The sequence below is a fragment of the Macrococcus animalis genome (genome assembly GCF_047425875.1).
Lineage (GTDB): Bacteria > Bacillota > Bacilli > Staphylococcales > Staphylococcaceae > Macrococcoides > Macrococcoides animalis.
Map to the genome: position 1 here is coordinate 2058829 of NZ_CP179727.1, position 22067 is coordinate 2080895.

Annotated in this window: 20 protein-coding genes and 1 tRNA gene; 20 read left to right on the plus strand and 1 reads right to left on the minus strand. The window is 34.2% G+C overall.

Annotated elements, in window-relative coordinates; translation table 11 throughout:
• From polX to ACMGE9_RS10940, 12 genes are all read left to right on the plus strand, one after another.
• The gene (polX, locus tag ACMGE9_RS10885) at nt 1-1707 is read left to right on the plus strand and encodes a DNA polymerase/3'-5' exonuclease PolX (protein ID WP_414042792.1); all 1707 of its coding nucleotides are present in this window, start codon (nt 1-3) and stop codon (nt 1705-1707) included.
• Nucleotides 1708-1712: 5 nt separating this feature from the next.
• On the plus strand, nt 1713-4049 hold the full coding sequence (locus ACMGE9_RS10890) for an endonuclease MutS2 (RefSeq protein WP_414042793.1): 2337 nt from the start codon (nt 1713-1715) through the stop codon (nt 4047-4049).
• A gap of 215 nt (nt 4050-4264) precedes the next feature.
• Complete coding sequence (gene trxA, locus ACMGE9_RS10895) at nt 4265-4579, plus strand: thioredoxin (RefSeq protein ID WP_414042794.1); 315 nt, start codon at nt 4265-4267, stop codon at nt 4577-4579.
• A 105-nt stretch (nt 4580-4684) separates the two neighbouring features.
• Nucleotides 4685-6496 (plus strand): excinuclease ABC subunit UvrC, encoded by a 1812-nt coding sequence (gene uvrC, locus ACMGE9_RS10900; RefSeq protein WP_414042795.1) that lies wholly within the window; start codon nt 4685-4687, stop codon nt 6494-6496.
• 203 nt (nt 6497-6699) lie between these two features.
• On the plus strand, nt 6700-7311 hold the full coding sequence (locus ACMGE9_RS10905) for a succinate dehydrogenase cytochrome b558 subunit (RefSeq protein ID WP_414042796.1): 612 nt from the start codon (nt 6700-6702) through the stop codon (nt 7309-7311).
• Between the two features lie 29 nt (nt 7312-7340).
• Nucleotides 7341-9104, plus strand: a complete 1764-nt coding sequence (gene sdhA, locus ACMGE9_RS10910) for a succinate dehydrogenase flavoprotein subunit (protein ID WP_414042797.1) — start codon at nt 7341-7343, stop codon at nt 9102-9104.
• 1 nt (nt 9105) lies between these two features.
• Entirely contained in the window at nt 9106-9870 is a 765-nt protein-coding gene (gene sdhB, locus ACMGE9_RS10915) for a succinate dehydrogenase iron-sulfur subunit (RefSeq protein WP_414042798.1), read from the plus strand.
• Nucleotides 9871-10131: 261 nt separating this feature from the next.
• Complete coding sequence (locus ACMGE9_RS10920) at nt 10132-10566, plus strand: MarR family winged helix-turn-helix transcriptional regulator (protein ID WP_414042799.1); 435 nt, start codon at nt 10132-10134, stop codon at nt 10564-10566.
• The gene (racE, locus tag ACMGE9_RS10925) at nt 10566-11372 is read left to right on the plus strand and encodes a glutamate racemase (RefSeq protein ID WP_414042800.1); all 807 of its coding nucleotides are present in this window, start codon (nt 10566-10568) and stop codon (nt 11370-11372) included. The genes ACMGE9_RS10920 and racE overlap by 1 nt, the downstream gene beginning before the upstream one ends.
• Nucleotides 11369-11953, plus strand: coding sequence for an XTP/dITP diphosphatase (locus tag ACMGE9_RS10930; RefSeq protein ID WP_414042801.1), 585 nt, complete (start codon nt 11369-11371; stop codon nt 11951-11953). Before racE ends, ACMGE9_RS10930 begins: the two co-directional genes overlap by 4 nt.
• Before the next feature lie 2 nt (nt 11954-11955).
• Nucleotides 11956-12456 carry a metallophosphoesterase family protein gene (locus ACMGE9_RS10935; protein WP_414042802.1) on the plus strand — a complete coding sequence of 167 codons (501 nt, stop codon included), beginning with the start codon at nt 11956-11958 and terminating at the stop codon, nt 12454-12456.
• Nucleotides 12457-12635: 179 nt separating this feature from the next.
• Nucleotides 12636-12709, plus strand: a tRNA-Arg gene (locus ACMGE9_RS10940).
• Nucleotides 12710-12730: 21 nt separating this feature from the next.
• Here the strand turns inward: ACMGE9_RS10940 and ACMGE9_RS10945 are convergent.
• The gene (locus ACMGE9_RS10945) at nt 12731-13468 is read right to left on the minus strand and encodes an NAD-dependent protein deacylase (RefSeq protein ID WP_414042803.1); all 738 of its coding nucleotides are present in this window, start codon (nt 13466-13468) and stop codon (nt 12731-12733) included.
• 205 nt (nt 13469-13673) lie between these two features.
• Here ACMGE9_RS10945 and ACMGE9_RS10950 point away from each other — a divergent pair, with 205 nt between their 5' ends.
• From ACMGE9_RS10950 to hemC, 8 genes are all read left to right on the plus strand, one after another.
• Complete coding sequence (locus ACMGE9_RS10950; protein WP_414042804.1) at nt 13674-14294, plus strand: NUDIX domain-containing protein; 621 nt, start codon at nt 13674-13676, stop codon at nt 14292-14294.
• A gap of 1 nt (nt 14295) precedes the next feature.
• Nucleotides 14296-15258 carry a hypothetical protein gene (locus tag ACMGE9_RS10955; RefSeq protein ID WP_414042805.1) on the plus strand — a complete coding sequence of 321 codons (963 nt, stop codon included), beginning with the start codon at nt 14296-14298 and terminating at the stop codon, nt 15256-15258.
• A 134-nt stretch (nt 15259-15392) separates the two neighbouring features.
• The gene (tig, locus tag ACMGE9_RS10960) at nt 15393-16676 is read left to right on the plus strand and encodes a trigger factor (protein ID WP_414042806.1); all 1284 of its coding nucleotides are present in this window, start codon (nt 15393-15395) and stop codon (nt 16674-16676) included.
• A gap of 208 nt (nt 16677-16884) precedes the next feature.
• On the plus strand, nt 16885-18141 hold the full coding sequence (clpX, locus tag ACMGE9_RS10965) for an ATP-dependent Clp protease ATP-binding subunit ClpX (protein WP_414042807.1): 1257 nt from the start codon (nt 16885-16887) through the stop codon (nt 18139-18141).
• A 106-nt stretch (nt 18142-18247) separates the two neighbouring features.
• A complete protein-coding gene (yihA, locus tag ACMGE9_RS10970; RefSeq protein ID WP_414042808.1) occupies nt 18248-18838 on the plus strand; it encodes a ribosome biogenesis GTP-binding protein YihA/YsxC in 591 nt (196 codons plus the stop codon).
• A 97-nt stretch (nt 18839-18935) separates the two neighbouring features.
• Nucleotides 18936-20276, plus strand: coding sequence for a glutamyl-tRNA reductase (gene hemA, locus ACMGE9_RS10975; protein ID WP_414042809.1), 1341 nt, complete (start codon nt 18936-18938; stop codon nt 20274-20276).
• Between the two features lie 8 nt (nt 20277-20284).
• A complete protein-coding gene (gene ccsA / locus ACMGE9_RS10980; RefSeq protein ID WP_414042810.1) occupies nt 20285-21118 on the plus strand; it encodes a cytochrome c biogenesis protein CcsA in 834 nt (277 codons plus the stop codon).
• 15 nt (nt 21119-21133) lie between these two features.
• On the plus strand, nt 21134-22066 hold the full coding sequence (hemC, locus tag ACMGE9_RS10985) for a hydroxymethylbilane synthase (RefSeq protein ID WP_414042811.1): 933 nt from the start codon (nt 21134-21136) through the stop codon (nt 22064-22066).
• Nucleotide 22067 lies beyond the last annotated feature (1 nt).

Genomic DNA, 22067 nt, shown 5'->3' on the forward strand with positions numbered 1-22067 from the left:
ATGCTAAACAAAAAAGATTACATTAAACAACTCGAGACAATCGCGACTTATTTAGAACTATCAGGAGAGAATCCTTTTAAAATCTCTGCTTACCGAAAAGCAGCAGCCAATATAGAAACATATCAAGGTGATATTTACGCGCTAGAAAACTTCACCGAAATTAAAGGTGTCGGAAAAGGCGTGGCTGAGGTATTAGAAGATTTAAAAATAAACGGTGAATCTTCTCTGTTACGCACTTTAAAAGAAACTACACCACCTGGGCTTGTACAAATGCTAAAAATTCGTAATCTTGGTGCTAAAAAAATCGTTAAAATTAACAATGCACTGGGTATTGAAGATATTGAAGCACTTAAACAAGCATGCATCGATAATAAGGTGAGTGAATTACCTGGATTCGGTAAGAAAAGTGAGGAGAATATTCTTAAAGGGATAGAAGAAATGCTAACGATGACTGAAAAGTTAAGCATTTATCAGATGCATCAATTTACAACAATGATTGATGATTACTTATTACAATCACAAGATATTCAACAATTCAATGCAACAGGAAGTTTCAGACGCAAAAATGAATTCTCTGGAGATATTGACTACATCATTGAAACGACAGCAAGACAAGCAGTGGCTGAATTTATTAGCAATGCACCTTTCATTAAAGAAGTTGAACTACATGGAAATGAAAAGATTACTGTTCAAGTCGAACGCGATGATTTAATAACGACAGCCGATTTCAGATTTACGGATAATGCGGGTTATGCGCATATGTTACAACACTTTACGGGTAGTAAAGACCACAATATTCGTATTCGTCAACTGGCAAAAGACAATAATGAAAAGATTAATGAATATGGTATTACGAAAGCAGATGGAACACTCATTCAGTATCAATCAGAAAAAGAGATATACGAACACTTTAACGTGAACTTTATTCCGCCTGAAATGCGTGTGGATGGCTCAGAATTTGAAATTACGAATCAAAGTGACATCATCACGATTGATGACATTAAAGGTGACATCCATATGCATACAACTTATAGTGATGGTGCACACAGCATTGAAGAATTGATTGATCGTGCGATTGAAAAAGGCTATGAATATATTGCTATTACAGATCACTCGAAAAGTTTATTCGTAGCGAATGGTTTATCTGAAGAACGCTTACTTGAGCAAAATGCGTTGATTAAGTCACTGAATAAACAATATAATGAAATTGACATTTACTCTGGTATCGAAATGGATATATTAGGTGATGGTTCGATGGATTATAGTGATGATATTTTAAAAGAATTAGACTATGTTATTGGAGCAATTCATCAATCTTTAACACAATCTGAAGAAGACATTATGAAACGACTTATCAATGCATGTCATAACCCATATGTTCGACATATCGCACATCCGACGGGTCGCTTAATCGGTAAACGTCAAGGTTATGCAGTGAATATTGAGCAGTTGATGGATGTTGCTAAAGAAACCAATACGATACTTGAGATCAATGCGCATCCGATGCGTCTCGATTTATCAGCAGACATATTAAGACAATATCCAGAATTACAATTAACCATTAACACAGATGCTCATGCTATCAATCAACTTGATTTAATGCCTTATGGGGTTGGAACAGCGATAAAAGGTCGCGTTACTAAGAAACAAGTGATTAATACGATGGACCGTGCAGCATTTAAGGAATGGGTAACAAAAGGGAAGTAACAGATATGAATAAAAAAGCATTAAATATATTAGAATATGACAAGATTATTGCGCGTGTAGTGGAATTTGCACAGAATGAATTATCAACACGCATCTTACAATCGACGCATCCAACGTCTGATATCAATGAGATTAACACAATGATGGCACATCTTGAGGAAGCTCGATTAATCGAAATGGGGCAAAGTGAACCGGGTATGAGCATGCTTTCTGATATCGAAGGGCTCGTACGTCGTGCAGTCATTGGATCAGTGTTATCTGTTAACGAATTGAATAAAATAAAAAATAACATTAAAGTAATCAATCGCTATAAAACATATATTTTTAATCAATACGAAGAACGCGAAGTGGAAATTCCACTGATTTATAATCAACTCAAAAACTTACCTACCATAACAGATTTAGCTGAATCGATCCAAGCGAAATGTGATGAAACAAGTCTTTATGACAATGCATCTCCAGTCCTTGCACAAATTCGTCAAGAGATGAATCGTATTAATCGTAAAATTAAAGAAAAGTTAGAACAAATTGTTCGTAGCTCAAATAATCAAAAGAAGTTATCAGATGCTATCGTTACTGTTCGTAACGGTCGACAAGTAATACCTGTACGAAGTGAATATAAACAAGACTTCCCTGGTATCGTGCATGATACGTCTTCAAGTGGACAAACATTTTATATTGAACCGAACAGCATCGTGCAACTTTCCACTGAATTAAATAGTGTGACACATCGCGAAAATGAAGAAGTAGAACGTATTCTATATGAACTTACAAATGAAGTGGCAGAGTATGATAATGCTTTAACGTATTCTACGAAAGTGCTTGCGGATTTTGACGTGAATCTTGCGAAAGCAAAATACGGTAATCGAAATAAAATGGTGATGGCGAATATTGCTGAAGAACGTACGATTGATTTACCACAAGCATGGCATCCAATGCTTCCAAGAGAAACGGTTGTCAAGAACAACATTGTCTTTTATCCAGATATTCATTCAGTTATTATTACTGGACCGAATACAGGGGGGAAAACTGTTACATTAAAAACAGTAGGCTTAATTATATTAATGGCACAAAGTGGGATGATGATTCCAGCATATGAAGGAGCCACAGTTAGTGTTTTTGATGAAGTATTCTGTGATATTGGGGATGAACAATCCATTGAACAATCACTTTCAACTTTCTCAAGTCATATGACGAATATCGTTTCTATTTTAGAAAATATGACTGAAAAAAGTTTTGTTATGTTTGATGAATTAGGAGCGGGTACAGACCCTGCTGAAGGTGCGGCCCTAGCAATGAGTATCTTAGACAGATGCTTAAATCGTGATGTCATGACGATGGCTACAACGCATTACCCTGAACTTAAAGCGTATAGCTATAACCGCGACCATGTTATGAATGCAAGTGTGGAATTTGATGTTGAAACATTGAGCCCAACGTATCGATTACTTATGGGGATTCCAGGTAAAAGTAATGCATTCGATATCGCAAAAAAACTTGGTCTAGACTTATCAATTATTAAAGAAGCGCGACAAATGATAAATATGGATAACAAAGAAATCGATAATATGATTGCGTCACTTGAGAAAAACGCGAAACAAATTGAAGATGACCGTGTCTTAACAGAATCGTTGAAGCATGAAGCACAAGTGTTACATAAAGATTTGAACAAAGCATTTATATCATACGAAAAGCAAAAAGAAAACCTAATCGAAAATGCAAAGCAACAAGCGAATGATATCGTGAAAAAAGCAGAAAAAGAAGCAGATGAATTATTAAAACAATTACGTGAATTAAAATCAAATGCAGATATTAAAGAAAATGAACTCATTGAACAACGTTCTAAATTATTAGGTATGTATCATGAAACTAAGATTAAAGAAAATAAAAAATCTACAAAAGATGAAGTGATTGTAAAAGGCGACCATGTTAAAGTCTTAAGTTACGGCCAAAAAGGTGTTATTTTAGAAATAGAAGGCGATGTAGCGGTTGTTCAAATGGGGATTATAAAAATGAAATTACCATTAAACGAACTTGAAAAAGAGGCCCCTCCTAAACAAGATAAAGTACGTGTTGTACCTCGTGCAAATCGTCAAACTATCAAAATGGAACTTGATATTCGTGGGGAACGTTACGAAGATGCGTTATATAAAGTAGAACAATATTTAGATCAGGCAATTTTATCTAACTACGGACAAGTAACAATCATCCATGGTAAAGGAACAGGTGCACTGCAAAAAGGAGTGCAACAATTTTTAAGAAAATCAAAAGCTGTGAATTCATTTAGAGGTGGTATGCCTTCAGAAGGTGGCTTTGGTGTGACGGTCGTTGAATTAAAATAAGAAAGCTAGGTGTTTCAATGGATAACTTTGATATGTATAAACTTGCAAAGGTATTAATTGTAGTATCAATTACTATGTTAATTGCGGGTATTATTTATTTAATTGTAGCTTAAAGAGATAATAAACATGTGATTGAGCAAAACAAGTGACCAATGATATTTAATTTGCTATACTCCATTTATATTAATTAAGAATCACTAGGAGGAAATTAAATTATGGCTATTATTAAAGGAACAGATGCAAATTTTGAAGAAAATATTAAAGAAGGCGTAACATTAGTAGACTTCTGGGCACCATGGTGTGGACCTTGTAAAATGATTGCACCTGTATTAGAAGATTTAGCGAAAGACGTTGAAGGTAAAGCAAACATCGTTAAAGTGGATGTTGATGAAAACCAAGAAACGGCAGCTAAATTTGAAGTAATGAGTATCCCAACTTTAATCGTATTTAAAGATGGACAAGCTGTAGACAAAGTTGTTGGTTTCCAACCTAAAGAACAATTACAAGCTGTTTTAGAAAAACATTACTAAGATTAAGCTAAAAAATAATATTTTAAGAGTGAAATCTTTTTAGATTTTGCTCTTTTTATTTTGATATGTTTTACTAATGATATGTTTAGAAACGTGGTGAGATGAATGGAAAATTATGAGTTAAAGATAAAAAGAAAACTTGCAGTGTTGCCCAATGAACCGGGTTGTTATCAAATGAAAGATAAAAATGGACAAATTATATATGTCGGAAAAGCTAAAAACTTACGTAATCGCGTACGTTCTTATTTTACTGGTGCGCATGACGAGAAAACGACGCGCCTCGTACTTGAAATTAGAGATTTTGAGTTTATTGTAACGAACACAGAAATTGAATCTCTCTTGCTAGAATTAACACTAATCAAAAAGTATTATCCAAGGTTTAATGTGTTATTAAAAGATGACAAAAGTTATCCGTTTATAAAAATAACAAATGAAAAGCATCCTAGAATATTGGTAACACGAATTGTAAAGAAAAATAGTGGTAAATATTTTGGACCATATCCGAATGCATATGCAGCACATGAAACAAAGAAACTATTAGATCGAATTATTCCACTTAGAAAGTGTAATAACTTACCTGACAAATTATGCTTGTACTATCACATAGGGCAATGTTTAGGGCCATGCGTCTATAACGTAGATGAACAACAATACCGTCATTATATTCAAGTGGTTACAGACTTCTTGAACGGTCATGACACTTCAATAGTGGATGACCTACGTAAGAAGATGAATGAACGTGCAGAAAATTTACAGTTTGAAGAAGCGAAAGAATATCGTGATTTAATCTCTCATATTGAGTCATTGATGTTTAAACAAAAAATGATGACGAGCGATATGACTACACGTGATATTTTTGGATATTCAGTTGATAAAGGGTGGATGTGCATTCAAGTCTTCTTTATACGCCAAGGTAATTTAATCGAACGTAAAGTAACAATGATTCCTTTAATTGATGATTCTAAATCACATTTTTATAATTTCATTGGTCAGTTCTACGGGCTCTCAGAAAATTTATTGCCTGCTGAAGTCCATGTTCCGACAGGTCTTGATTTAGATATGATCAAATCAGTTGTTGATACTAAAGTGGTTCAACCGAAACGCGGAAAGAAAAAAGAAATGGTCGATTTAGCTGTTAAAAATGCAAGTATTGCATTATCAAATAAATTCGAAATAATTGAACGTGATGAAGAAAGAACGATTAAAGCAATCGAAGAATTAGGTAATGCAATGGGTATTCAAACACCAATACGCATAGAAGCATTTGATAACTCAAATATTCAAGGGGTCGACCCAGTCGCAGCTATGGTTTGCTTTGTGGATGGGAAACCATCAAAACGTGATTACCGCAAATATAAAATTAAAACAGTGACTGGGCCCGATGACTATGAGAGTATGCGAGAAGTCGTACGCCGAAGATATACACGTGTATTAAGAGAGAAATTGCCATTACCTGATTTAATTGTTGTCGATGGTGGAAAAGGTCATATGAGCAGTGTTATCGATGTGTTAGTTAATGAACTGAACTTAGATATACCTGTTGCAGGTCTTAAGAAAAATGATAAACATATGACAGCAGAATTATTATATGGAGAAGACTTTGATATTATTCCGTTAAATAAGAAGAGTCAAAGCTTCTATTTATTACAACGTATTCAAGACGAAGTCCATCGCTTTGCCATTACGTTTCATCGTAATACCAGAAGAAAGACTGGATTATCTTCACAATTAGACTCAATTGAAGGGATAGGTCCAAAAAGAAAGTTAAAATTGATGAAACACTTTGGATCGGTTAAGCGTTTGAGAGAGGCAACGATTGATGAGATTAATCAAATCGGTGTGCCGATCAAACTTGCAACAGAAATCTACACGGTATTAAATGCTGATAATACTGAATTAACAGAAAAAAAAGAATAAAAGTAAAATGTTTGTGAAATTAGTTAATTGAGAATCATTTTCATATGCCACAAAGCGTTAAAGAGTGGTACAATTATGATGAAAATTAAATTCACAAACTTTTTTTTATACTTAAATGTAATCGGTTTCTTGATTTACCGTTCGAACAGGCGTATCATTGAATTTGTGAATTTACTTAAAAAGATTTGTAGGGGGGACTTCACTTGGCAAGCTCAGAAAAATCATTTGCATTACGTAGGTTACATTCATTACTTGGAGTGATTCCATTAGGTGTTTTCTTAATTCAACATTTAGTGATCAACCACTTCGCAGTTAATAGCCCAGAGGCTTTTAACAAAGCTTCAGACTTTATGTGGAATTTACCGTTTAAGATTGTTCTAGAAACTCTTGTTATTTATTTACCAATATTATTTCACGCAATCTACGGTGTATACATTGCATTTACATCTAAGAACAATGTAACGAAATATTCTACATTTAGAAACTGGATGTTCATGCTTCAACGTTTTACTGGTATTGTGGCATTTATTTTTATCGCAATTCATGTATGGCAAACACGTGTACAAGCTGCGTTTGGACATCATATGAATTATGATTTTATGCACGATTTATTATCTAATCCAATTAACTTTATTGGTTATATCATTGGTATCGTCAGTGTCATCTTCCACTTCTCAAATGGTCTATGGTCATTTGCAGTTAGTTGGGGGTTAACGCAATCTGATAAGTCTCAAAAAATGATGGCTGGTGTATCATTAGCTGCATTCGTTGTCATTACATTTATTGGATTACGCGCATTATTTGCATTTATTTAGGACAAGAAATATAGGGGAGTGACAATATAATGGCAAAAAGTAATATCATTGTTGTCGGCGGTGGATTAGCAGGTCTGATGGCAACAATTAAAGCAGCAGAAGCAGGTACAAGTGTTGATTTATTCTCTTTAGTACCCGTTAAACGATCTCACTCAGTGTGTGCACAAGGCGGAATTAATGGTGCAGTAAATACAAAAGGTGAAGGTGACTCACCTTTAATTCACTTTGATGATACAGTTTACGGTGGGGACTTCTTAGCGAACCAACCACCAGTAAAAGCAATGACAGCAGCAGCACCAGGTATCATCCACTTATTAGACCGTATGGGTGTAATGTTCAATAGAACACCAGAAGGATTACTTGATTTCCGTCGTTTCGGTGGTACTTTATATCACCGTACTGCATTCGCTGGTGCGACAACTGGACAACAGTTATTATATGCACTAGATGAACAAGTACGTAAATTTGAAGTAGAAGGCTTAGTGACGAAGTACGAAGGATGGGAATTTTTAGGTGCGGTTATTGATGATGAAGGAGCAGCTCGTGGTATTGTTGCTCAAAACCTAACTACATCTGAAATTCAGTCCTTTGGTTCTGACGCTGTTATTATGGCGACAGGTGGACCTGGTATTATCTTCGGTAAATCAACAAACTCTATGATTAATACAGGTTCAGCAGCTTCAGTAGTTTACCAACAAGGTGCAATCTATGCAAACGGAGAGTTCATTCAAATTCATCCAACAGCAATCCCTGGTGACGATAAATTACGTTTAATGAGTGAATCTGCACGTGGTGAAGGTGGACGTGTTTGGACTTATAAAGACGGTAAACCTTGGTACTTCTTAGAAGAGAAATATCCAGACTACGGTAACTTAGTACCACGTGATATCGCTACTCGTGAAATCTTTGATGTGTGTGTGAACCAAAAATTAGGTATCAACGGTGAAAACATGGTATACCTTGATTTAAGTCATAAAGATGCACATGAATTAGACGTTAAATTGGGCGGTATCATTGAAATTTATGAAAAATTCACAGGTGATGATCCACGTAAAGTACCTATGAAAATCTTCCCAGCAGTACATTACTCAATGGGTGGTATATGGGTAGATTACGATCAAATGACCAACATTCCTGGATTATTCGCAGCAGGAGAATGTGATTACTCTCAACACGGTGGTAACCGTTTAGGAGCAAATTCATTATTATCAGCAATTTACGGTGGTATGGTTGCTGGACCAAACGCAATTAAATACGTTAAAGATTTAGATAAATCATATACAGATTTACCTGAAGAAATCTATACACGTAAAGTTCAAGAAGAACAACGCCGTTTCGATGCATTATTAAACATGAAAGGTTCTGAGAATGCATACAAGTTGCATAAAGAATTGGGAGAAATTATGACAGCTAACGTAACAGTTGTCCGTCATAATGATCGCTTACTGGAAACGGATAAGAGAATTGTTGAATTAATGGAACGTTACCATGATATCGATATGGAAGACACTGCATTATGGAGTAACCAAGCAGTATTCTTCACACGTCAATTATGGAACATGTTAGTATTAGCACGTGTTATGACAATTGGTGCATATAACCGTAATGAATCGCGTGGTGCGCACTATAAACCTGAGTTCCCAGAACGTAACGATGAAGAGTGGTTAAAAACAACAATGGCAAAATTCAAAGGGGCAAAAGAGGCACCTGAATTCTATTATGAGCCAGTTGATGTAAGTTTAATTCCTCCACGTGTACGTGACTACTCTAAGAAGTCAAAAGGGGGTAAATAATATGGCTGAAAAAACAATTAAGCTGATTATTACACGTCAAAAAGATCAAAATTCTAAACCATATGAAGAAACTTTTGTGATTCCACATCGTCCAAATATGAATGTTATTGCAGCGTTAATGGAAATTCAACGTAACCCAGTTAATGATCGCGGAGAAAAAACAACGCCTGTAACTTGGGATATGAACTGTTTAGAAGAAGTATGTGGTGCTTGTTCGATGGTTGTTAACGGTAAAGCACGTCAGTCATGTTCAACAATTATTGATACATTAGAGCAACCAATTCGTTTAGCACCAATGGCAACATTCCCTGTTGTGCGAGACTTACAAGTGGATCGTTCTAAAATGTTCGATAATTTAAAACGTGTTAAAGCATGGGTACCAATCGATGGTACATATGATTTAGGCGCAGGACCACGTATGCCAGAAAAGAAACGCCAAACTGCATATGAGTTATCTAAATGTATGACGTGTGGCGTATGTTTAGAAGTTTGTCCAAACGTTAATGCAAATTCTAAATTTATGGGTGCACAACCGATATCACAAGTACGTTTATTCAACTTACATCCAACAGGAAGTATGAATAAAGATGAAAGAATCCATGCTTTAATGGAAGAAGGTGGATTAGCGGAATGTGGTAACTCACAAAACTGTGTGAGAAGTTGTCCAAAAGGTATTCCTTTAACAACATCTATCGCTGCAATGAACCGTGAAGCAACGTTCCAAATGTTCAAATCGTTCTTTGGATCGGACCATCAAGTAAACTAAGAGGCTATAAAAAGAGGCTATCGACAAAGCGTTAAGTCTCAAGCAAACTGGAGACAAAGCCAAGAAATCGCTCTTTGATTTCGATGGGTTTGTTGAAGTTTGTCGAGAGACTGCTTTGGAGATGCCGTTTCAAAAAGAGGCTATCGAACTTGCGTTCAGCCCGAAAAATAAAGGTTTTGAGATTATACTTTATCTCAAAACCTTTTTTTATTTTGCTAAAATTTGATATGATAAGTTTAAAGTTGAATAGAGGTGTTGGCATTGGATCATTCAATAATTACATTAGAATATGAGTTGCGACGTCTTGCTGATATCATTAAGAATGAGGGGCGTAGTGAACTAAAGAAACAGAACATTACAGATACACAATTTATTGCGATTCAATGGATTAAAGAAGTGGGTCCTTTGAATATTGGATCACTCGCTAAGCACATGAATTTAGCGATTTCTTCAACGTCTGAATTAGTGGATTCTTTGAGCAATAATGGCTTTGCGGAACGTATTAAGAACTTAGAAGATCGACGTAAAGTGAGTATTCAACTAACTGATAAAGGCGAGTCAGTAATTGAAGCAGTTATTTTGAAGAGACAAATGTTTTTGAACAAGTTAGTTGAAGAGAGTATTATAGAAGAGTTACCAATATTAAATGAACAAATACATAAGTTGTACAGTGCAACAGAAGAAGGTGAAAAGTAGTGTCAGCTCCAATTGGTGTCATTGATTCAGGTGTAGGAGGTTTAACGGTCGCAAAGGAAATCATGCGACAGCTCCCTAATGAGTCGATATGTTATTTAGGTGACGTAAGTCGTTGTCCATATGGTCCGCGGCCACCTGAGCAAGTGAGAGAGTTTACAATTCAACTTGCTGAATTTTTACTTACAAAGAATATTAAAATGCTCGTTATTGCATGTAATACAGCAACAGCAGTAGCTTTGGAGCCATTGCAAAAGATGCTGTCTATTCCAGTGATTGGAGTTATAGAACCAGGAGCAAGAACTGCTATAATGACGACAGCAAATAATCATGTGCTCGTATTAGGTACTGAGGGTACAATTAAATCAGAAGCCTATCGTCATAAAATTAAATCAATTAACCCTAAAATCGCAGTCAATGGTGTGAGTTGTCCTGGATTTGTTCCACTTGTAGAACAAGTACGATATAAAGATCCAACTATTTCAAATATCGTTATACATCAAACTTTACGTAATTGGCGTCATGATAAAAGTGATACAGTTATCCTTGGTTGTACCCATTATCCTTTATTACAGGGGTATATTGAGAAGTACTTTGAAGGTGAAAAGAAAGTTATTTCATCTGGTTTAGAGACAGCTCGTGAAGTTAGTGCAATATTAACTTTTAGTCAAGAGCATGCGAAATATAATGAAACGCCTCACCACGAATTTTATGTCAATGGTGAGATTGATAAGTTTGCACGAATTGCAAAAGAATGGTTAAACGATGAAGATTTACAAATACATTCTATTCACTTGGAGGACATATGAAAGATATTGTGATTGCAACAGGAAATCAAGGTAAGATTAATGATTTTAAGCATATTTTTAAAGATTATAATGTAGTAGGTATCAAAAGCTTAATTCCTGACTTTGATGTTGAAGAGACAGGGGCAACGTTCGAAGAGAATGCTGCAATTAAATCAGAATATGGTGTCAAAGTATTAAATAAAATCGTTATCAGCGATGATTCAGGATTAGAAGTTGATGCATTAAATAATGCGCCAGGTGTATACTCAGCTCGTTATGCAGGTGTGGATGCAACCGATGAGGAAAATTTGCAGCTCGTATTAGAAAACATGAAAAATAAAGAAAACCGAAATGCTAGGTTTGTTTGTGTTATCGCGGTGAGTACTCCAGGCAAACCGACACAAACGTTCCGTGGTGAAGTAGAAGGAACATTATTAGATGAACCTATAGGTGAGAATGGTTTCGGTTACGATCCTATATTTTATATAGAAAGTCATGGTAAGACGACGGCAGAAATGACAAGTAAGGAAAAAGCACAGATTTCGCATAGAGGTAAAGCGATTCAAAAAATGCTTGATTCAGGCATAATCGAGGAGGCGTAATCATGAAATGGGTTGTTGTAAGTGATAATCATTCAATGAAAAATATTTTGACAAATATCGTTTCAATACATGATGATGCAGATGTATATATGCATTTGGGAGATTCTGAGTTTGATTATAGTGATGTAGAATTAAAAGATTATATCAAAATCAAAGGGAACTGTGATTATGGTAAAGATTTTCATGATACTTATGAATTACAACAAAAGGATATCAATGCCTTTTTAACACATGGACATATGTATCAAGTAGGACGTGGACGTGAGCGTTTAGCTAGTGTAGCACGTGATGCAGATTGCCAAATTGCGTTTTATGGTCACTTGCACATTAAACGTGTAGAAGTGATTAATGGCGTTATATGTATTAACCCAGGTTCTATTGCACAATCTAGAAGTGAAGAAGAAGAGACATATGCAGTATTGACTTTTGATGAAAGTGATAAGATGATAACGTTTTATAACCAACATCATGAAATAGTAGGGAAAGAAATTTTGGTGTTTTAATGTAGACTAGTTAAACAATAAAAATTAAGTAATATAGTATATTCTTAATTTTTATTGTGATTTTTGATAAAATGTGTAAATATACTTTATTTATTATGCTTATAAATTAATTTCCTTACTAATTGTTGTTGACTTTATAGCTTGAAGTTTATTATAATTAATCTTGTCTTAAAAATTATGTCCTGGTAGCTCAGCTGGATAGAGCAACGGCCTTCTAAGCCGTCGGTCGGGGGTTCGAATCCCTCCCAGGACGTCAAAAAACCGCTAATCAATATTAGCGGTTTTCTTTTTGCATTATTTTAAATATATTACTTATAGAGTCCTCAAATACAATCGCGTCATGTCTTACAGCTCTAAGAGGTGTTTTATTGATGACAACTAGGTGTTGCCCATTGAATAGGTCGACAAAGCCTGCAGCTGGGTAGACAGAGAGAGATGTACCGCCGACAATCAACATATCTGCATTTGATATTGCTTTAATTGCATTTTCAATGGTAGAACTGTCTAATGGTTCTTCATACATAACAATATCGGGTCTAACGATACCGCCATCTTTTGGACATCTCGGTATTCCTTCTTGATCTTGTTCCAGTTCATCAAGTGTATAGTTTTCGTTACAGTATAGACAGTAATTATTGATAACAGTACCATGTAATTCTAGTACATTTGTTGATCCTGCTGCTTGATGAAGACCGTCGATATTTTGTGTGACGATAGTAATTTCTTTACCCTGATCTTCAAGTGTCTTTAAGAAAGTATGGGCAAGATTGGGTTGTGCATTCGGGTACACTAACTTATCAAAATGAAATTCAAAATATTGTTGTGGATAGCGTTTAAAGAAAGAATGAGAGATGATTTGCTCTGGTGTGAATTCTGAATTTGTTTCTTGCATAAAGATGCCATTTGCTGAACGGAAGTCTGGTATGCCACTTTCAGTCGATACACCGGCACCTCCGAAGAAAACGATTTTTTTACTTGCATTAAGAGCTTGTTCAAATTGTTGAATGGTCATTATTATACTCCTTTCATCGTTATCAATAGTGTAACACGCAATATTTTGTGTCTCAATTTTGCAACATTGGTTAGATTCATTTATAATCTAATTTTGTGAGTAGAAACAATGATTCATTTGGCAACTAATACATTGATATAAATATATTTGAGTTAGTACTGAAATTTAGTTAGAATTTAAATAAGACAGATTTAAGGAGTATTATATGAATAAATTCGATGAACAAATTATTGTGGTGAATCGTGAGACGATTTTTAGCCATGAGAAGAATCATTTTAATGGTTTTATTTCTATTGAAGATCAAAAAGCATTAGAAATTTATGAAACTTTATCTAAATATGAAGTAAAGCGTCGAGGAGATATGGAAGAAGATGCTTCATATAAACAGTTGATTTCTTATTGTATTTTAGAAAATGAAAATGATGAAATATTAGTGTATGAACGTTTAACTGGTGGAGGAGAAGCACGTTTGCATGGTTTAAGCTCTATCGGTATCGGCGGTCATATGAATCAACTAGATAATACACAAATTGAAGATGTGTTGCTTGAAAATGCTGCACGTGAACTTGAAGAAGAAGTGGGTGTTAAAGATGTTAACCCACAAAGCTTTAATTTAATTGGCTTTATTAACGATGATGATAACGAAGTAGGTCGTGTTCATATCGGTTTAGTATTTAAATTACGTGTAAAGCAGGATGAAGTATTTGTTAACGAAACTGATACTTTAAAGATTGAATGGAAGCCAGAAAATACATTAATGCAAGATGCAGCGTATGAGTCATGGTCACGTATAATTATTGAATCTATTTTTAATGTAGGGCATTAATATGTCAGATATTATTATTTTTCCAAAGCTTCAAGGAAATTTAATGAAACAAATAAAGGCAGCAATGGCTTCAGCAAATTATGAATTGGCATATGATTTGTTTAATGATTATGAGAGACATTTTGAGTTAACTGAAGACGAGCATTTAATTAAACTCGATTGTTTATATCAGTTAGAAAGTTTTTTAGAACTTCGAGAAGAATCAAGTATATTACTCAATCAAGGGCACTACGCTTATGACAAAATAATTTCGTATTTTATTGAGAGTCTATTAAAGCTAAAGCAATATAAAACAGTCGTTGAGTTAATTGATAGTTTGCGTAGTGAAGATGTTGATCATAGAGTGATTGTTACACTGATGCCATTTTATGATGAAGCACATCATCAAATGAATAAACGCAATGATGCACACATGAAATTTATTCAAACGTTTAAAGAGAATGATATGCAAAAACAAATCGATTTAATTCTTGAATTGATTGAATCGGAAGATTTTCGTTTTCAGATGAGTTTCATTCAAATATTAGAGCATAACCAATTACATCCTATTGTGAGTAGTATGATGATTGAATATTTAGTGCTGTCTGAGTTTAAGGGAGAACTGAAACTTAATAAACATAAGCAATCACTTCGCTTGAACATGACTGAAGTACCTTCAATGGTTAATACGAAGTTTATGAAAGAAGTGGTTACTTTTGTCGCTGAATATTATGAATCTAATAGTCCAAGCGTCATTCACATGGTCATTGAAATGATGAAACAGCATAATACAATTATTTACCCAATTTCTATTGAAGACTATTTCAAATGTGAAATAGATAGTGTGAAAGCAGCTTATATTGAAATGTTTAATGACTTGCTTAATCTTTCCAATAAAACAGAAAATTTGCGTAAAGACTCACACATGAATACAATTGAAACTATCATTGCATTAGAAAAATATAATATCTTGAATGAATATTAATAAAAGATATATATATGTGATAAAAATATGATATTATAATTTGGAATATCAACTCAAAAATGTTGAAGCGATTGAGTTATATGCTATAATTAATGAGTTGAAAAAAATTTTAGAAAAACGTGGAGGAATAACACATGTCAGCAAAATGGGAAAAACAAGAAGGAAATCAAGGTATATTAACAGTAACAGTTCCTGAAGAGGAAGTTAAAACTGGATTAGATAAAGCATTCGCGAAAGTAGTTAAACAAGTAAACGTACCAGGTTTCCGTAAAGGGAAAATGCCGCGTCCAATGTTCGAACAACGTTTCGGAATTGAATCTTTATACCAAGATGCATTAGACGTCATCTTACCAGATGCATATGCTAACGCAATCGATGAAGTAGGTATCAACCCAGTTGATCGTCCAGAAATCGATGTGGAACAAATGGAAAAAGGTAAAGAATTAATTTTTACTGCTAAAGTTACTGTAGAACCTGAAGTTGAATTAGGGGAATACAAAGGATTAGAAGTTGAGAAGTTCGAAACTGAAGTAACTGAAGAAGAATTAAATGAAGCTATCAATGCTGATTTAGCACGTAAAGCTGAATTAGTTGTTAAAGAAGAAGGCGAAGCAGTAGAAGGCGACGTTGTTAACTTAGACTTTGATGGTTATGTTGGAGATGAGCCTTTCGAAGGTGGTAAAGCTGAAGGATATGATTTAGAAATTGGTTCAGGTCAATTTATTCCTGGTTTTGAAGAACAATTAGTTGGATCTAAAGTTGGAGATGACAAAGATGTTACCGTTACTTTCCCTGAAGAATACCATGCTGAAGAATTAGCAGGAAAAGAAGCAGTATTTAAAGTGAAAATCAACGAAATTAAATCTAAAGAAGTTCCTGAATTAGATGATGAAATGGCTAAAGAATTAGATGAATCAGTAGATTCAGTTGATGCATACAAAACAAAATACAAAGCTGATTTAGAAGAGCAAAAGAAATTACAAGCAGAAAACGATACAAAAGAAAGCTTAGTAATGCAAGCAGTCGAAAATGCTAAAGTAGAAATCCCTGAAGCAATGATTAACACTGAATTAGACCGTATGATGCAAGAATTTGAACAACGTATTGCTCAGCAAGGATTAAACTTAGAATTATACTTCCAATTCTCAGGTCAAACTGAAGAACAATTAAAAGAAAGCATGAAAGTTGACGCTGAACAACGCGTTAAAACTAACTTAACTTTAGCTGCAATCGCTAACGCTGAAAATATCGAAGTAAGCGATGCCGACGTAGATGCTGAATTATCAAAAATGAGCGAACAATTCGGAATGTCAGTTGAAGACATTAAAGCTGCATTAGGTAATGGTGCAATCTTAAAAGACGATCTTCGCATTCAAAAAGCAATTGACGTTTTAGTTTCTGAATCTAAAACTAAATAATTAATTGAAAGAATCTAAATTTAAATTTTTAGTATGAGCAGAATCCGAACAAACCGTAAAATCGCTTTTGATTTTTATGTTTGTTCGGTTTTGTTATGATAATGAACAAATATTTTAAAGGATTACAAAAACAAAACAGTTTCAGAATTAAAAGTTTGCAAACAGTGGTAAACTTTAGTATATTCTTTAAAAGATAGGGGTGTTAAGTGTGTCTAAATTTAACGAAGAAGAAAACTTAAAATGCTCATTCTGTGGTAAGGATCAAGATCAAGTTAAGAAACTTGTAGCGGGTAGTGGAGTATACATTTGTAATGAATGTATTGAATTATGTTCTGAAATCGTAGCAGAAGAATTAAAAACGATTGAACATGAAGAAATTACTGAAGTTCCAAAACCACATGAAATGTTAGCTTTATTAGATGAATATGTTATTGGTCAGACGAAAGCAAAGAAAGCTTTATCTGTTGCTGTATATAATCATTATAAACGTATATTTAAACCAATGGATGAAGAAGAGGTAGAACTACAAAAAAGTAATATCGCTTTAATAGGTCCAACAGGTTCAGGTAAAACACTATTAGCACAAACATTGGCACGTTCATTAAATGTCCCATTTGCGATTGCAGATGCAACAAGTCTTACTGAAGCGGGTTATGTTGGTGAAGATGTAGAGAATATTTTGTTACGCTTAATTCAAGCTGCTGACTTTGATATTGAACGTGCTGAAAAAGGGATTATTTATGTCGATGAAATCGATAAAATTGCCCGTAAATCAGAAAATACATCGATTACACGTGACGTAAGTGGTGAAGGTGTTCAACAAGCTTTGCTTAAAATTTTAGAAGGTACTGTTGCTAGTGTTCCACCACAAGGTGGTAGAAAGCATCCTAACCAAGAGTTTATTCAAATTGATACGACAAACATATTATTTATTTTAGGTGGTGCGTTTGACGGCATAGATGAAGTAATTAAACGCCGTTTAGGAGAGAAAGTTATTGGATTTACAGGTATAAAAGAGAAAGACTTTGATGATGCTACGTTATTATCACAAATTAAACCTGAAGATTTACAAAGTTACGGTTTAATTCCTGAGTTTATCGGTCGTATTCCAGTTGTTGCAAATTTAGAACAATTAGATGTTGATGCGCTTAAGAGTATCTTAACAGAGCCTAAAAATGCGTTAGTTAAACAATATACAAAGATGCTAGCATTAGATGAAGTCGAATTAGAGTTCACTGAAGAAGCTTTAACAGCAATTAGCGAACTTGCAATAGAACGTAAAACAGGTGCACGTGGTTTACGTTCTATTATTGAAGAATCGATGATGGATGTGATGTTTGACATCCCTTCACTTGACCACGTAAAACGTGTTGTCATTACAGAAAAAGCGATTAAAGATAATGTTGCACCAGAAATGTACGATGAAGAGAACAATCTAATTTTAGACACAGTCACTTCAGCTTAATAAACCTGCCACTTTGGCGGGTTTTTATTTTTATAATTCAATAGACATTATTTTTCTATAAAATCGTGTATAATAGTAAGACGTAAATGAAGAACGGGAGAAAGACATGAATATAAATCCAAATAATGTAGAAATATTAATCAGTGCAGTGAAACCTGAACAATATCCAGAAACAGGCTTACCAGAAGTTGCATTAGCAGGACGTTCAAATGTTGGTAAATCATCATTCATTAATACAATGATTGGGCGTAAAAGTATGGCACGTATCTCATCAAAGCCGGGTAAAACCCAAACACTAAACTTCTTCAAAATAGATAATCAACTGGTGTTTGTTGATGTACCAGGATACGGTTATGCTAAAGTTTCTAAAACAGAACGTGAGCGTTGGGGCAAAATGATTGAGACTTATATAACGACACGCGAACCTTTAGCGGTTGTGATACAACTAGTTGATATCCGTCATAATCCAAGTGAAGATGATCGTCTAATGTATGATTTCTTAAAGCATTACAATATTCCAACGATTGTAATAGCAACAAAAGAAGACAAGATTCCAAAAGGTAAGGTTCAAAAGCATTTAAAAGTCATTAAAGAAGACTTGAATCTTGATCCAGAGGATACTTTAATTAGCTATTCATCTTTAAGTAATGAAAAAAACGGTTTGATTTTAGATGCCATTTCAAAATATCTAGATTAAATTATGAACTTTTTGTGACGTATTTTAAGATATTGTAAATTAAAATTACAATAGATGTTACAATTATAGTAATGGCAAAAATTTGGGGGCGAAATACATGCATATTGTTGTTGTGAGTGTGAATCACAAGACAGCAGATGTAAGTTTAAGGGAGAAACTTACATTTTCAGATGATACGATTGAACGTGCACATAGTACGTTAATCAATCAAAAATCAGTGTTAGAAGGTGTGATTCTTTCTACATGTAATAGAACAGAAATCTATGCTGTAGTCGACCAAGTACATACAGGTAGATATTATATCAAATCATTCTTATCTGAGTGGTTTGATGTTGAATTAGATACAGTGAAGTCAGTTACGGATGTTAAAGTTGGAAATTCAGCAATTTATCATTTATTCAAAGTTATCACAGGATTAGACTCAATCGTTTTAGGTGAGACTCAAATTCTAGGACAAATGAGAGATAGCTTTTTACTTGCTCAAACTGAAGGTACAACTGGAACAATTTTTAATAAATTATTTAAAGATGCAATCACGCTTGCGAAGCGTGCTCATGCCGATACGGATATTTCATCTAAAGCGGTATCAGTATCATATGCCGCTGTTGAATTATCTAAAAAAGTGCTTGGCACTTTAGAGAATAAAAAGATATTAATTATTGGTGCTGGTGAAATGGCTGAATTAGCATTAGAGAATTTAGTGGGTTCTGGCGCTGCTGAAATTACTGTTATTAATCGTACAGCTGAAAAAGCGATTTCGTTAGCAGATAAATACGGCGGCAATCAAAAATCTATAGAAGAATTACAATGTGCATTAATCGAAAATGATATTGTTATTTCATCTACAAGTGCTCAAGACTTTATTATTACGAAACCGATGATGCAAGATTTAATGAAATTACGTCATAATCGCTCATTAGTTTTAATTGATATTGCGGTTCCGCGTGATATAGATCCAGCCGTTAACGATTTAGATTTAATCTTCAATTATGACGTCGATGATTTAAAAGGATTAGTTGATGCAAACTTAGCAGAACGTCAAAAAGCAGCAAATATTATTGAAAACATGATTGATACGCAAGTCGATGATTTTATCGCATGGATTAATATGCTGGGTGTTGTACCTGTAATTACGGCTTTACGCGAGAAAGCATTACGTATTCAAGAAACAACAATGGAAAGTATCGATCGTAAAATGCCTGATTTATCAGAACGTGAGCGTAAAGTCATTTCTAAGCATATGAAGAGTATCATAAATCAAATGTTAAAAGATCCTATCTCTCAAGCGAAAGAAATTAGTGGATCTGAAAATCGTGAAGCCGAACTTCAATTTTTCCAAGATATCTTTAATATTTCAAACGAGGTTGATAGTATTAATAAAAATGTACCAATGGTTCATCGTGCAGAAGAGAGTTTTAATTTAAGTCCTAAATATTAGGTGATATTATGAATGAACTATTATTAATGCGTTTACACGAAGCAATACTTATTCTATATATGATAAGTATTGCTTGTTATTTCTTTGATTTTGTTCAAAAGTCACCGAGATTAAAGCAATATGGACATATGTTGTTACTCGGTGTCTTTGTTTTACAGTCTATTTCAATAGTGTTATTTATATTGTTTGTGGGACGAATACCAATCGAAACTATAAATGAAGGTTTTTATTTTTTTACTTGGCTTATTATTTTGTTATCATTAATATTATCTAAAGTGATACAAACGGAGTTCTTTATCTTCTTAATGAATTTAATTGGATTCATTTTTATGATGATACATACCTTTCAACCACTTGATTTATCAACAGGCACAACTGTTTCGCATATGATGAATGAATTGTTATGGATACATGTAACGCTCGCGATTGTGTCTTACGTGATGTTTTTGATTGCAGCATTGCATGCAGTATTATATTTATTGCAAATGTATCAATTGAAAAAAAAGAAATTTAACCATAAATTTTTTAGAATTAGTGATTTAGAAAGCTTAGGTAAATTCGTGCAAATATTTTCGATTATTGGTTGTGTAATGCTAATGATTTCTTTGATTTTAGGGATTTACTGGGGTATAACATTTGAAGGAAATTCAATTTGGTTAGATTCAAAAGTACTCGGCTCATTATTACTTTTAACAGGTTATTGTATATATATTTATTTACATCAGAAAAACAAGCTAATGATGCACAAATTAATGGATGTTAATATTATTTTATTTTTATTATTACTCATAAATTATATAATCGTTTCTCGTTTTTCAGGATTCCATCAGTTATTTTACTAATCTTTGGAGGCTATTATGAAAAAATTTATCGTCGGATCACGTCGAAGTCAACTTGCACTGACACAAAGTAAACAATTTATAGAAAGCTTAAAAGCTAATAATCCAGGTGTTGAAATTGAAATTAAGGAGATTGTGACAAAAGGGGATCAAATCGTTAACGTACAACTCTCAAAAGTGGGAGGTAAAGGTTTATTTGTGAAAGAAATCGAGGCGGCACTCTATAATAAAGAAATAGATTTCGCAATACATTCACTAAAAGACGTGCCAAGTGTATTGCCGGAAGGTTTAACACTTGGATGTATTCCTGACCGAGAAGATCCTCGAGATGCATTCATTTCGAAAGGACATGTGAAGTTAGCTGATTTAAAGGAAGGCTCAGTTATTGGAACAAGTTCTTTACGTCGTGGTGCACAGATTTTAAATCAATATCCACATCTCAATATCGAATGGATTCGTGGAAATATTGATACACGACTTAAGAAGCTTGAAACAGAAAACTTTGATGCAATTATATTAGCAGCAGCAGGACTGAACAGAATGGGTTGGGGCGAGGATATAGTTACAGAGTATTTAGAACCAGAATTGATGTTACCAGCGATTGGACAAGGCGCGTTAGGTATTGAGTGTCGTATAGATGATTTAGAAACGTTATCATTATTAGCAACTGTACATAATAGCGAAACTGAAGTATGTACTCAGGCTGAACGCGAGTTCTTAAAGTTAATGGATGGTAGTTGTCAAGTTCCAATTGCAGGTCATGCTATTATGAAAAAAGATGAAATTGAGTTTACTGGACTAATCATGTCTACTGATGGTAAGGAAAAGTATAAAGTGACTGAACGTGGAACAGACCCTGTTCATTTAGGTGCTAAAGTTGCAAAAAGTATGCATCAAAGTGGTGCCCAAAAGATTATTGAAACATTAAACAATACACCAAAATCAAATTAGA

Coding starts and splice junctions, on each gene's coding strand:
- polX (WP_414042792.1), top strand. CDS start 1: ATGCTAAACAAAAAAGATTACATTAAACAACTCGAGACAATCGCGACT.
- ACMGE9_RS10890 (WP_414042793.1), top strand. CDS start 1,713: ATGAATAAAAAAGCATTAAATATATTAGAATATGACAAGATTATTGCG.
- trxA (WP_414042794.1), top strand. CDS start 4,265: ATGGCTATTATTAAAGGAACAGATGCAAATTTTGAAGAAAATATTAAA.
- uvrC (WP_414042795.1), top strand. CDS start 4,685: ATGGAAAATTATGAGTTAAAGATAAAAAGAAAACTTGCAGTGTTGCCC.
- sdhA (WP_414042797.1), top strand. CDS start 7,341: ATGGCAAAAAGTAATATCATTGTTGTCGGCGGTGGATTAGCAGGTCTG.
- sdhB (WP_414042798.1), top strand. CDS start 9,106: ATGGCTGAAAAAACAATTAAGCTGATTATTACACGTCAAAAAGATCAA.
- ACMGE9_RS10930 (WP_414042801.1), top strand. CDS start 11,369: ATGAAAGATATTGTGATTGCAACAGGAAATCAAGGTAAGATTAATGAT.
- ACMGE9_RS10935 (WP_414042802.1), top strand. CDS start 11,956: ATGAAATGGGTTGTTGTAAGTGATAATCATTCAATGAAAAATATTTTG.
- ACMGE9_RS10945 (WP_414042803.1), bottom strand. CDS start 13,468: ATGACCATTCAACAATTTGAACAAGCTCTTAATGCAAGTAAAAAAATC.
- ACMGE9_RS10950 (WP_414042804.1), top strand. CDS start 13,674: ATGAATAAATTCGATGAACAAATTATTGTGGTGAATCGTGAGACGATT.
- ACMGE9_RS10955 (WP_414042805.1), top strand. CDS start 14,296: ATGTCAGATATTATTATTTTTCCAAAGCTTCAAGGAAATTTAATGAAA.
- tig (WP_414042806.1), top strand. CDS start 15,393: ATGTCAGCAAAATGGGAAAAACAAGAAGGAAATCAAGGTATATTAACA.
- yihA (WP_414042808.1), top strand. CDS start 18,248: ATGAATATAAATCCAAATAATGTAGAAATATTAATCAGTGCAGTGAAA.
- hemA (WP_414042809.1), top strand. CDS start 18,936: ATGCATATTGTTGTTGTGAGTGTGAATCACAAGACAGCAGATGTAAGT.
- ccsA (WP_414042810.1), top strand. CDS start 20,285: ATGAATGAACTATTATTAATGCGTTTACACGAAGCAATACTTATTCTA.
- hemC (WP_414042811.1), top strand. CDS start 21,134: ATGAAAAAATTTATCGTCGGATCACGTCGAAGTCAACTTGCACTGACA.